The sequence below is a fragment of the Arthrobacter sp. MDT2-34-1 genome (assembly GCF_059091365.1).
The window spans coordinates 2143145-2156028 of record NZ_JBNHGO010000001.1 but is presented as its reverse complement, the minus strand read 5'-3'; the positions used below and the strand labels follow the sequence as shown (position 1 = coordinate 2156028).

8 protein-coding genes and 1 pseudogene are annotated in these 12884 nt (G+C 69.8%); 8 read left to right on the top strand and 1 reads right to left on the bottom strand.

The features are described 5' to 3' along the window. Positions 1-86: 86 nt before the first annotated feature. Positions 87-1199: pseudogene (locus tag AC5RVV_RS10105) on the bottom strand (cytidylyltransferase domain-containing protein); the annotation flags it as partial. Between the two features lie 139 nt (positions 1200-1338). On the opposite strand from AC5RVV_RS10105, the gene AC5RVV_RS10100 reads away from it, so the two are divergent. From AC5RVV_RS10100 to AC5RVV_RS10065, 8 genes are all read left to right on the top strand, one after another. After that, entirely contained in the window at positions 1339-2928 is a 1590-nt protein-coding gene (locus AC5RVV_RS10100) for a glycosyltransferase family 87 protein (RefSeq protein WP_494001178.1), read from the top strand. Beyond that, on the top strand, positions 2925-4364 hold the full coding sequence (locus AC5RVV_RS10095) for a phytoene desaturase family protein (protein ID WP_494001177.1): 1440 nt from the start codon (positions 2925-2927) through the stop codon (positions 4362-4364). Before AC5RVV_RS10100 ends, AC5RVV_RS10095 begins: the two co-directional genes overlap by 4 nt. A gap of 39 nt (positions 4365-4403) precedes the next feature. Then, positions 4404-5423 (top strand): PHP domain-containing protein, encoded by a 1020-nt coding sequence (locus AC5RVV_RS10090; protein ID WP_494001176.1) that lies wholly within the window; start codon positions 4404-4406, stop codon positions 5421-5423. A gap of 63 nt (positions 5424-5486) precedes the next feature. Further along, positions 5487-5969 carry a transporter substrate-binding domain-containing protein gene (locus AC5RVV_RS10085; protein WP_494001175.1) on the top strand — a complete coding sequence of 161 codons (483 nt, stop codon included), beginning with the start codon at positions 5487-5489 and terminating at the stop codon, positions 5967-5969. Continuing rightward, the gene (locus tag AC5RVV_RS10080; protein ID WP_494001174.1) at positions 5966-6961 is read left to right on the top strand and encodes a cation diffusion facilitator family transporter; all 996 of its coding nucleotides are present in this window, start codon (positions 5966-5968) and stop codon (positions 6959-6961) included. The genes AC5RVV_RS10085 and AC5RVV_RS10080 overlap by 4 nt, the downstream gene beginning before the upstream one ends. Positions 6962-7067: 106 nt before the next feature. Further along, positions 7068-7892: a fumarylacetoacetate hydrolase family protein gene (locus AC5RVV_RS10075; protein WP_494001173.1), complete on the top strand. Its 825-nt coding sequence runs from the start codon at positions 7068-7070 to the stop codon at positions 7890-7892. A gap of 39 nt (positions 7893-7931) precedes the next feature. Then, positions 7932-10787 (top strand): helix-turn-helix transcriptional regulator, encoded by a 2856-nt coding sequence (locus AC5RVV_RS10070; protein ID WP_494001172.1) that lies wholly within the window; start codon positions 7932-7934, stop codon positions 10785-10787. A gap of 276 nt (positions 10788-11063) precedes the next feature. After that, positions 11064-12746: an ABC-F family ATP-binding cassette domain-containing protein gene (locus tag AC5RVV_RS10065; protein ID WP_494001171.1), complete on the top strand. Its 1683-nt coding sequence runs from the start codon at positions 11064-11066 to the stop codon at positions 12744-12746. Positions 12747-12884 lie beyond the last annotated feature (138 nt).

The window sequence follows — 12884 nt, the reverse complement described above, 5'->3', positions numbered from 1 at the left end:
GTGGCTTGTTGAAGGCGGCGCGGGCCGCCGGCACCGCTGTGGGCGGCGAGGATGAGTTCGCAGATCTCGCGGACCGCGCCCTCGCCGCCGTGATGCTGCAGCACGATCCGTGCCGCGGCTTTGATCTCGGCGCGGGCGTCGCCCACAGCCACCGGCCAACCAACGACGCCCATGGCGGGCAGGTCGTTGACGTCGTTGCCCACGTAGGCAACCCGGTCGGGATCCAACCGGTTCACGGCCATCCATTGGCGGACCGCTCCGGCCTTGTCCGAGACGTCCTGGAGGACGTCGATGCCGAGTTTCCCGGCCCGGGCGCTGACCACCTTGTTGCGTTCGGTGGACAAAATCAGTTGCGGAATTCCGGTGCTGCGCAGCCGGGAGATTCCCATGCCGTCTTCGCGGCTGACGCGGACGAACTCTTCGCCGTCGGCGTTCACGAAGGCGTGGTCGTCGGTGTGGACGCCGTCGAAGTCCATGACCAGGGCGTCAACGTCGACGGCGCCGGCCTCCGCGGCGCGGTCCGGACCGGCCAGTGCCCGGACCACGGCCAGGTCTTCGGGCGAGTCGATTTCGACGGCCTGCCCCGCGGGCACTTCCTGCAGCTTCAGCCGACCGAAGAAACGGTGCCCGCGGTCAAGGAAGCCCTCGGTGCGCATGGCGTAGAACGCGCCTGTTTCGCGGTACTGCGGCCGGCGGTCCTGGCGGCGGGGCCGCACGTCGGCGCGGTGCCCGACGGCGGTGACGGCGCCGTCGTCGTCAAGCGACCAATGAAACGCATGGCTCGCGGTGACGGAGAAGGCGACGTCGGCGCGGTCCTCCAGCACGTCCTGGACGGCCCGGTCCAGGTGCTCCGGCTCGATGAACGGCGAGGTGCACTGCAGCAGGACGGTGACCGCCGGCTGACGGGGCAGCGCGGCGAGCACGTGGAGCACGGCGGATTCGCTGCTGGCGGTGTCTCCGGAAAGCTCCGCGGGGCGGACGATGACGCGGGCGCCGCAGCGTTCGGCTTCGGCAGCGATGTCCGGATGATCGGTGCTGACCACGACGTCGGTCACCGACGCGGCCGCCAGCGCGCTGTCGATGGCGCGGGCCACCAGGCTGCGGCCGGCCACGGGCATCAGGTTCTTGAACGGGATTCCCTTGGAACCGCCGCGGGCCGGGATGACGACCAAAACTTCCCGGGGATCGTTGTAACTCATTGGAGCCACGGTAGGAAGCACCGGTAACGGCCCGGGGTGGAGCAGGTTACGGGAAGGCGTGCAGCAGCGGACGAAACGGGTAACCTGCCGCCCGGGCCCGGATCTGTGGCCGGTGGGCCACCGACAGTAGTCTTGGACCATGCCCGGGTCCCGCTCTTCGCGCCGCACGCCGCTGCGCATCGTGGTGCCCAGCCGCAACGACCCGTTCCTGAAGCAGTTCACCGAAATGGTGGGCGGTCCGTTGGGCCGGCACAGCGCCCCGGGCCTGGTGTCGCCCGGATTTTTCACCGTGGAGCGGGTGCTGATCATCTTGACCACGCTCGCGGCGCTGCTTTCCGTCCTGGTCAAGACGCCGTGCCGGCTGGCCGGGTGGGAGCTGCCGGACTATTTCTACATGGGCTGCTACTCGGACTGGCCGGTGCTCTTCGAGTCCCGCGGGCTTGCCGGCGGCGTGATGCCGTTCGTCACCGCGGGAAGCTCCTTCGAGTACCCCGTGCTGCTGGGACTGGTGGCCGGGGCCACCGCGTGGCTGGTTCCCGGCGAGGGCACGTCTCCGGAGCGGGCCCTGGCCTATTTCGATATCAACGCCACCCTGGTGGCCGTGGTCTGGCTGGTCACCGTCATCGCGACGGCGCGGATGAGCCACCGGCGGCCCTGGGACGCGGCGATGGTGGCGCTGGCACCGGGCATCGTGCTCGCCGGGACTATCAACTGGGATCTCTGGGCGGCAATGCTGGCGGCGCTTTCGATGCTCGCCTTCGCCCGGCGCCGCCCGGTCCTGGCCGGCGCGCTGGTCGGTCTCGGCGCCGCGTTCAAGGTGTATCCGGTGCTGATCATCGGTCCCATCCTGCTGCTGGCGGTGCGGACCGGCAGCTACCGCCCCCTGGCCCGGGTTGCGCTGGCGGCGGCCGCGGCATGGATGGCGGTCAACCTGCCGTTCATGCTGCGCGACCTCGGGGGCTGGTTCCACTTCCTGGACTACAGCCGGCAGCGCGAAGCCGGTTATTCGTCCCTCTGGTACGCCTACAACCTGACGGCGCAGCGGCAGCAACTGCCCGTCCTCAGCCCCGAATTCATCAACGCCGCCTCCCTCCTGCTGTTCGCGGCCGCCTGCGCGGGCATCGCGCTCCTGGCTTGGACGGCGCCGCGGCGCCCGCGGATGGCGTCGCTGGTGTTCCTCGTGGTGGCCGCCTTCGTGCTCACCAACAAGGTCTACTCGCCGCAGTTCGTGGTGTGGCTGGTCCCGCTGGCCGTGCTGGCCCATCCCCGCTGGCGCGACTTCCTGATCTGGCAGTTCTTCGAGGCGATGCACTGGTGGGCCACCTGGATGCACCTGGGCCAGGTGACGAGCGGCGGCGAAGCGGCACGCAACCTGGACACGCCGTACTACGTGCTCGCCGTCGTCGCACATATAACAGCAACGGCATACATAGCGGGGAAGGTTGTCCGCGGCATCTGGCTGCCGGAGCATGATCCGGTCCGCCGCGTGGACACCGACGACCCGGAGGGCGGGGACTACGACGGCGCGCCCGACAGGTTCACGCTGGGGCTGCCGGGTGGCGCCACGGGGAGGGGCGCCGGACCGGCGGCCGCCGAGGGGAACGCGCGGGCCGAACATTCATCGTCGGGCATAGATGCCGTGCGGCGGCCCTCGACTTGGCCGGGCCTTGCCGGTGAGGCGGCGCAGGCCACAAGGTTGAAGCCCCAGCGGGAAGGAGATCCAACGTGACGGACGTAGCGGTAGTCGGCGCCGGGCCGAACGGGTTGGCGGCGGCCGTGATCATGGCGCGGGCGGGCCTCGGAGTCACGGTCTTCGAGGCGGCAGCCACGCCCGGCGGGGGCTCCCGCACCGTGGAATTGATGGAGCCGGGCCACTGGCACGACGTCTGTTCCGCGGTCCATCCGATGGCCGCGGCCTCGCCGTTTTTCCGGGACTTCGGGCTGGACCAGCGGATCGAACTGCTGGTGCCGGAGGTTTCCTACGGGCAGGTGATCGACGGGGCCGCCGCGGCGGTGGCCCACCGCGACCTCGACCGGACCGTGGCCGGGCTGGGAGCCGACGGCGGCGCGTACCGGCAGTTGATGGAACCGCTCGTCGCGCGGACCGATGCGCTGCTGGAGTTCACCATGGACCAGCTCCTCCAGGTGCCCGCGAGCCCGGTGACGGCCTTCCGCTACGGGCTCCGCACCCTGGAGCAGGGCTCTCCCGCCTGGAACCTGCGCTTCAAGGAACAGTTCGCACCGGCGCTGCTGACCGGCGTCGCCGCGCACACCCCCGGCGGGGTGCGCCGCCTCTCCTCCGCGGGCGCGGGGTTGATGCTTGGCGCGCTCGCCCATGCCGTGGGCTTCCCCCTGCCCGCCCGGGGCTCGCAGGCCATCATCGAGGCCATGGTCGAGGACCTGCAGGCCCACGGCGGCCGGCTCGAGACCGGGCACCGGGTCGCGTCGCTCGCCGAGCTGACCGACGCCGAGGCGGTGATGCTGGATACCTCGCCCACGGAACTCCTGCGGCTGGCCGGTGGCCGGCTCCCGTCCCGCTATGCGCGCGCCCTGCAGCGCTTCCGCTACGGACCGGGCGCGGCCAAGGTCGACTACATCCTGTCCGGACCGGTTCCGTGGGCCCATCCGGACCTGCGCCTGGCCGGCACCGTTCATCTGGGCGGCACACGGGAACAGATGGCAGCCTCGGAACGGGACATTGCCCGCGGCCGGCACTCGGAAGACCCGGTGATCCTGACGGCGCAGCCCGCCGTGGTCGATCCGTCCCGGGCGCCCGCCGGGCGGCACGTGCTCTGGACCTATTGTCATGTCCCCGGCGGTTCCACCCGGGACATGGAGCCGGTCATCACCGCTGCGCTGGAACGCGCCGCCCCCGGCTTCACCGACCTGGTGGTGGATTCGGCCAGCATGTCCGCGGCCGACTACGAGGCCTACAATCCCAACTACGTCGGCGGCGACTTCGGAACCGGGGCCGTCAGCCTGCCGCAGCTCGCGGCGCGTCCGGTGCTGAGCCGGAGGCCCTGGCAGACCCCGCTGCACGGCGTCTATTTGTGCTCGGCCGGGACGCCGCCCGGCCCCGGCGTGCACGGCATGGCCGGCTACCGCGCCGCCGAGCTGGCCCTGCGGGAGCAGTTCGGTCTCGCTGTGCCGTCCCTGAGGCCGTAAGCCATGGATCAGCGGGTGGTGCCGGTGGAAGATGGTCACATGGATCCTGTCGCGGCCCTGAACGAAATCGCCTTCTGGCTGGAGCGTGAACTCGCGCCCACGTACAAAGTGCAGGCGTTCCGGCGGGCGGCCGCCGTCGCCGGCGGGCTGGAGCCCGCCGAACTGGCCGAGCGGGCGCGCACCGGTCGGTTAAAGAGCATGAAGGGGATCGGTGCCAGCACCTTCGTGGTGATCCAGCAGGCGGTCGACGGCGAGGTCCCGGACTATCTGGCGAAGGTGCGGGAGCGCGCCGCCGCGCCCCTGGCCGAGGGCGGCCGCGAGCTGCACCAGGCCCTCCGCGGCGATTTGCACAGCCACAGCGACTGGTCCGACGGCGGCTCGCCGCCGGAAGCCATGGCCGATGCCGCCCGCTGGCTCGGCCGCGACTACCTTGCCCTGACCGACCACTCGCCCAACCTCACGGTCGCCAACGGCCTCAGCGCGGAGCGGCTGGCCAGGCAGCTCGAGCTGGTCGAAGAGCTCAACGCTTCAGCGGACGGCTTCCGGGTGCTGACCGGGATCGAAGCCGACATCCTGGAGAGCGGCGAGCTGGACCAGTCACCGGAGATGCTCGACCGGTTGGACGTGGTGGTCGCCAGCGTGCATTCGAAGCTGCGGTCGGACCGGGGCACCATGACCCGCAGGATGCTCGGCGCCATCGAGAACCCGCGCACCAACGTGCTCGGCCACTGCACCGGGCGGCTGGTCAAGGGATCGCGCGGCACCCGCCCGCAGTCGGAGTTCGACGCCGGGCGAGTGTTCGCAGCCTGCGCGGCGAACAACGTCGCCGTCGAAATCAACTCCCGGCCCGAGCGGCAGGACCCTCCGGACGAGCTCATCCAACTGGCCCTCGACGCCGGCTGCCTGTTCAGCATCGACAGCGACGCCCACGCGCCGGGGCAGCTCGATTTCCTCCACTACGGAGCCGAACGGGCGGCCGCAAACGGCGTCCCGGCCGAACGGATTATCACGACCTGGCCGGTGGAGCGCCTGCTCGAGTGGTGCCGCGAGGGCCGGTAGCCCGCCTGCAGGGGGGACCCGGGCTTCCCCAAAACGCCGCCGGTTTAGCTATGGTCCTGAAGTATGCTGAACAATTTTTCCAAGGCGGCCTTTGCGGTGCTGGTCATGCTGCTGATGACCTCCTGCGGGCTGCAGGTGCCTGCGGACCCGGAAGGGACCTTGGACCGCATCAGCGGCGGAACTCTGAGGGTGGGTGTCTCGCACAACCCGCCCTGGACGGAAATCCGGGACGGCGCGGAGCCCACGGGCTCCGAGGCGGACCTGGTGAGGCAATTCGCGGCGACCCGCGACGCGACCATCGAATGGGCGGCGGCCGGCGAGGAATCCCTGATAGGGCAGCTGGAACGCGGCGAACTTGACCTTGTCATCGGCGGCCTGACGAAAAAGTCGCCCTGGTCGGACAAGGCAGCCCTGACCCAGCCCTACGCCGAGGGCCGGGCCCCCGACGGAGGCAAGGAAGAATACGTCATGGCGTCGAAGATGGGCGAAAATGCCTTCCTGCGGGAACTGGAAAAGTTTCTTCTTGATCGGAAGGAACAGGGATGAATACCAAATTCGGCCGCACCGAGCTGCCCGATGAGCAGGAAAAGGCCCTTCGGCGGGCCATCAAGATCCAGTGGATCACCATCGCGGTCCTGGCCGTGTCGGTCACGCTGGTCTTTTTGGTTATGGGTAATTCGCAGGCGATGAAGGCGGCCTGGATCGAAGACATGCTCTCCCTCGCCCCTCCCATTGCGTTCCTGCTGGCGATGAAGATCATTAACCGGCCCCCCAACCGGAAGTACCCCTACGGGTACCACCGGTCGACCGGGATCGCGCATCTGGTGGCCGCGGTGGCCCTCTGCACCATGGGCGCTTTCCTGGTCGTCGACTCAGGCATGGGCCTGCTGAAGGGGGAGCACCCGCCCATCGGATCGGTCCAGCTGCTCGGCCACACCATCTGGCTCGGCTGGCTCATGATCGCCGTCATGGCAGCGACCGCCGTCCCTCCGGTCCTGCTCGGCCGGGCCAAGGAAAAACTCGCCGAGCAGCTGCATGACAAGGTCCTCTATGCGGATGCGGACATGAACAAGGCGGACTGGAAGACCGCCGCCGGCTCCATCGTCGGGGTCGCCGGCATCGGAATCGGTCTGTGGTGGGCCGATGCCGCCGCCGCGCTGTTCATCGCCGGGGGAATTCTGCGCGACGGCTACAAAAACATGCGGAGCTCCGTCACCGACCTGATGGACACCCGGGCCACCACCTTCGACGACTCGGAGCCCCACCCGCTGATCGAACGCATCGATGATTATCTGCGCCAACTGGAATGGGTAGAAGAAGCGGGCTCGCGTGTCCGCGACCAGGGCCACGTGCTGCACGTTGAGGCCTTCGTCGTCCCCCGCGACGGACGTGTCCCCGCGGTCGATGTCCTCGAAGAGGCGCGGGACGGCTGCATCGATCTGCACTGGATGATCCACGACACGGTTCTGGTGCCGGTCTCCGAACTGCCCGAGGAAGCAGGCGGAGCATCGGAGCGCCAGTCCGAGAGGAACCTCTGAGCGCTCCCCGTGCGGCGCGCCCCACCATATATCGTGCAAGGAGGCCCTGCTGCCAGGGCCTGACAACATCACGACGGCGGTGCACGGCTGCCGCAAGGAGGTACAGATGCGTCTGGGGACAGTACGGCGGAACGGGACCACGCAGGCGTTCCGGCAGGATGGCGGTGCCACCGACTACCTGCCGGCCAGGGATGTCGGCGAACTGATAAGGGGTGGGGACTGGCGGACCCTGCCCGGCGAGCGGGGCCCTGCGCCGGCGGCGTCGGAGCTGGACATGCCGATCCTGCATCCGGGCAAGATCCTCTGCGCCGGCCTGAACTATTACGCGCACGCCGAAGAAGTGGGCCAGGAGGTTCCCAAATACCCCACCATCTTCACCAAGTACCCGAACGCGCTGGTCGGCCCGGTGGACGACGTGGTGCTGCCCGCGGCCAGCACGAAGATCGACTGGGAGGCCGAGCTGACCGTGGTGATCGGTTCCCGGATCCGGTACGCCGACGACGCCGCCGCGCGGGACGCGATCGCCGGCTACACGGTGATGAACGACGTCTCCGTCCGTGACTGGCAAGGCCGCACCTCGGAATGGTTCCAGGGCAAGAACTGGGACCGCATGACTCCGGTGGGCCCCGTCGTCGTCACGGCCGACGAGCTGGATCCGGAGGCGGGGCTGGCGGTGGAATGCGAGCTGGACGGCGTGACCAAGCAGTCGGGCAACACGTCGGACCTGATCTTCTCCTGCGCGCAACTGGTGTCCTACGTCAGCCAGTTCATGACCCTGGAACCCGGTGACCTGCTGGCCACCGGCACCCCGGCCGGCGTGGGACTGGCCCGGAAACCGCGCGAATGGATTCCCGCCGGGGCGCGGCTGGTGACGAGGATCGAGGGAATCGGCGAGCTGCACAACCGCTGCGTGGCCGAAGAGCCGCGCTGAAACGTCGAATTTCTCCCTCCGGCGTCCTAGGATCAAGGAGTGGCACAAACACGGCTGTTTGGGCGTGACCGGGAGGTGGCGCAGTGGCGCGACCTCGCCACTGCCGTGGAATCGGGCCGCAGCATCGAACTGACCGTCAGCGGCCCGTCCGGAATCGGCAAGACATCCCTGCTGGAGACGGTGTGCGCGGAGGCCGCCGCGCGCGGCTGGAAACTGTTGCGGGCGGCCGGTGCCGCCCGCCGTTCGCTGCCCGGATCCATGTTCTGGCAGTGGTTCGCGCCGCTGGCCCAGCAGGTGCCGGACCACGGCCCGCCCTTCGACGGGCAGGGCCGGGTGCTGCATTCCTTCCTGACCTACGCGGGCGGTCCGCTGCACAAGGACGCCCTGACCTATTCCGCCTCCTGGGTCCTGCGTTCGCTGGCCCAGGAGGGACCGGTGGCCGCCGTGGTGGACGACGCCCAGTGGCTCGACGAACTCTCGCTCCAGTCGCTGTCGGACATGGCGGGCCTGCTGATCGACGTCCCTTTGCTGCTGCTGCGCGGGGTGCGAACCGGCCGGGGCGCCGAGCGCGGCGACGGGATCCTGGCGGACTCCTTGCTGCTGGGGGCCGACGACGGCGGTGCCCGGGGCAATGCCTCCCGCGCCGACGGCCGCGTGCACTGGCCGCTGCAACCGCTGGACCGCCAGGCCGTGACCGAGTGGACGGCCAGCCGGAGGCCCGCCGCGGACCACGTCGTGGCGGCACGCATCCATGCGGCGGCCGGGGGAACGCCGTTCTACGTCCACGAGCTCCTGGAGGGCGGCGCGGGGGCAGGTCTCGATGCCGCCGGAACCGGTAAGGCCCAGGCGGAAGCCGCGGTGCTCCAAGACCGCCTCGACCGGCTCTCGGCGGACGAGCGGGCGGTGCTGGACGCCGTCGTCGTCCTCGGGGAGGACGCAAGCCACCAGCTCTTGGCGCGTATGACGGGGCTGCCGCCGGCCGACCTGACCCGGGTGTTGAAACGCCTTGCCGCCGCGCGGTTCTTCAGCGCCCTGCTTCCGCGCCCGCGGATCCAGCATGCCCTGGTGGCCGAAGCGGTGCTCGCCGCGCTGGAGCCCGAACGGCAGGCCGAACTGCACGGCCGGGCGGCTGCCGCCCTGACGGCACAGGGCAGCGAAAGCGCCGTGGTGGCGGGCCACCTTCTGGCCACCAAACCGGGCGCCGACCCTGCCTCGGCCGAAGTCCTGCTTGATGCCGCCGGGGGAGCCCGCCGGATCGGCGCAGCGGAACTCGCCGTCCGGCTCATCGAACGGGCCATGGCGGAGAACGGGCTGGCGCCGGAGCTGCAGCGCCGGATCGCGATTGAAGCGTCGCTGGCCCATCAGGCCGCCGGCCACCTCACGCAGGCGGAGGTGCTGGGACGGCGGGCGCTGGCCATGACCCACGGCACGCAGGCGCGCGTGGAGCTGCTGCTGGAGTTCGCCGAGGCACGGTATTCGATCAACCGGATAGAGGAAAGTTCGCGTTACTACAGCCAGGCCCTGAACGAACTGGACAACGACGGCGACCCGCACACCGAGCTCAGGCGGCGGGTGGTTGCGCTGGCAACAGGGGCGGGGTTCCAGCAGCTGCAGTTCTCGGAGGAGTACCGTCAGGAGCTGGCGAGCATCCTGGCGCAGGACCCGGCCCGGGACGGCCCGAGCGACCGGCTGTTGCTGGTGCAGGAGGCGCTGCGCCTGACCGTGACCGGAACCAATGCCCAGCGCAGCGGGGAACTGGCCCTGCGGGCGTGTGCCGGCGGAAAACTGCTGGCGGAGGTCGGCGCGGAATCCAACATCATTAACTACGCGACCGGTGCGCTCAACGGCTCGGAACAGGACGCCGCGGCCCTCGAGCTGCTGGACGCGGCCATCGCGGAGGCGCGGGCCAACTCCTCGCCGATGGCGAACGCCACCCTGACCTATTGCCGCGGCGCCATCCACTTGAACCGGGGTCGGCTGCGGTTGGCCCAAATGGACCTGGAAACGAGCATGCAGGCGGCAGACACCGGCTGGCGGACGTACCTGGAGGTAGCGTGCGTGACGCTGGCCGAGGTCTACCTTGCCCGGGATGACCTGGCCGCCGCCGACGCCCTGCTCAAACGGGTCCCGCTGGCGGAAGAACGCGTGCCGCTGGTCCAGGCGATGGCGCTCCAGCTGCACGGAGTGGTGGCCGCCGGACACGGCGACCACCAGCTGGCGCTGGAATACTTCGCCACCGCCATGGACCTCGACGCCGGCCTGGGCCCGACATTGAACCTGTGGACGCGCAGCGCCATCGAATCCGCCGCCCGTGCGGGGCAGACCGAATACGCCTCCGCGGTTGCCGCCGACCTGCTTCAAGAGGTCCGTTCCTTCGGCGCTCCGCGCCTGACCGGCACCGTGCTGCGGGCCGCGGCCCTGGCGCAGCCCGGGCCGAGCGCCGTCGTCATGCTGCGCGAAGCCATCTCGCTGCTCGAAGCCCACGAGGGCCGCTACCAGCTGGCGCTGGCCCTGGCCGACCTGGCCGAGATCTGCCTGCAGCCGGCGCGGGGCGACGCGCTGTCGGTGTTCCGGACGGAAGCGCTGGCGGCGGCCCGCAAGGCGCTGGTCCTGGGGAACCGGATCGGGGCCGCCGCGGTGGCCCGGCGCATGACCCGCCTGCTCGCGCAGCAGGATCTTCACCTGCCGCTGATCGCCGAGAACAAGGCCGACCGGCTGACGCCGGCCGAGTACCGGGTCTGCTCCTTGGCGGCCAGGGGACTCACGAACCGCAAGATCGCGGCCGAACTGTTCATCACCATCAAGGCGGTGGAGTGGCACCTGTCCCGGTCGTTCGCCAAGCTCGGGATTGCCTCCCGCAAGGAACTGGCGGCCGTGCTGGACAGGCAGGACTGAGCCGCGCCAGGGTTAGCGCAGCGGCACACCCTAGGTTTTCCTAACTAGGGTGGATTGATCTGGCAAACGGAAGCCGCCGGGACCATGATTGAAGGTGTCAGCAACCGGAACGGGAGACCACACCGGAGGCGGCGGCACCCCGGATCCGAGTTGGGGGGACATGCCTTAGGGCGGTGGATCCGATGCCGCACACGAAATGGCTCGAAGTGAGTTGGCTAATGGGGAGGCCTGACTTTGGGCCATTTCGTATGTCCGCGACCATGACAGACTGGATCCGTGGCCCATCTCGACGTCTCCAACATCGCCTATTTCCTGTCCGACGGCCGCCAGCTGCTCAACGGCGTCGGCTTCAAGGTCGGCGACGGTGCCAAAACCGCGCTGATCGGACCCAACGGCACCGGCAAGACCACCCTGCTGCGGATCATCGCCGGCGACATCGCCCCGGACGAAGGCGCCGTGGCACGCTCCGGCGCCATGGGCATCATGCGGCAGTTCGTCGGCCAGGTCCGGGACGGGACCACGGTACGCGACCTTCTGGTCGGCGCCGCCCCGCCGGCCCTCGCCGCCGCGGCACGGGCAGTGGATGAAGCCGAACTGGCCATGATGGAGCACGACGACGAGCCCACCCAGATGCGGTACGCGCAGGCGCTCGCGGACTGGGGCGACGCCGGCGGCTACGAGCAGGAGACCGTCTGGGACGAGGTCACCACGGCCGCCCTGGGCGTGCCCTTCGACCGCGCGCAGCACCGCACCGCATCGACGCTGTCCGGCGGCGAACAAAAGCGCCTGGTGCTGGAAGCGCTCTTCGCCGGCCCGGACGAGTTGCTGCTGCTGGACGAACCGGACAACTATCTGGACGTGCCCGGCAAGCGCTGGCTGGAGGAGAAGCTGCGGGAATCGCGGAAGTCGGTGCTGTTCGTCAGCCACGACCGTGAACTGCTGGCCAATGCCGCCACCAGGATCGTCACGCTCGAACCCGGCGCCCTTGGCGCCACCGCCTGGGTCCACGGCGGCGGCTTCGAGAGCTACCTGCAGGCCCGGGACGACCGCAACGCCCGCTTCGAAGAACTGCGCAAGCGGTGGGACGAGGAGCACGCCAAGCTCAAGGAGCTGGTGAACATGTACAAGAACAAGGCCGCGTTCCGCTCCGACATGGCCAATCGGTACCACGCCGCCCAGACCCGGCTGGAGAAGTTCCTGGAGGCCGGGCCGCCGGAGGCCGTGCCGATCGAACAGAACGTGCAGATGCGGCTCAAGGGCGGGCGGACGGCCAAACGGGCGGTGGTGGCCACCAAGCTGGAGCTGACCGGCCTGATGAAGCCGTTCAGCACCGAGATCTGGTTCGGCGACCGGGTGGGGGTGCTGGGCTCCAACGGTTCCGGCAAGTCCCACTTCCTGCGCCTGCTCGCCGGCGGCGGCACCGACCCGGAGAAAGAGCACCTGCCGGTCTCCGAGGTCCGGATCGCCCACGTGCCGCACGCCGGCACCGTCAAGCTAGGGGCCAGGATCCGTCCCGGCTTCTTTGCCCAGACCCACATCCGCCCCGACCTGCTGGGCCGTTCCCTGGTGGACATCCTGCACCGCGGCGACGACCACCGCTCCGGCCTGGGACGCGAGGCCGCGGCCGCCGTCCTGGACCGCTACGGCCTGGCCCGGCAGGCGGAACAGCTGTACGACTCGCTCTCCGGCGGGCAGCAGGCCCGGCTGCAGATCCTGTTGCTGGAACTTTCGGGCGCCACCCTGCTGCTGCTCGACGAGCCGACCGACAACCTGGACCTGCATTCCGCGGAAGCGTTGGAGCGGGCCATCGACGCGTTCGAAGGCACGGTGCTGGCCGTCACCCACGACCGCTGGTTCGCGCGCAGCTTCGACCGGTTCCTGGTGTTCGGCTCCGACGGCCGAGTCTACGAGAGCGAAACCCCGGTGTGGGACGAGGAACGCGTTGTCCGGGAGCGCTGAACCGCCCGGCGTCGGGGAGAACGTCGAGGAGGGCGAGGCCGCGAAGCGCCGGCCCGGTGCACCGCGCGGCGAGGCAAGACAGCGCCCGGCCAGCGATCCGACCCGCCCGCTCCGGGCCGCCACCTACGCGACCTTCGC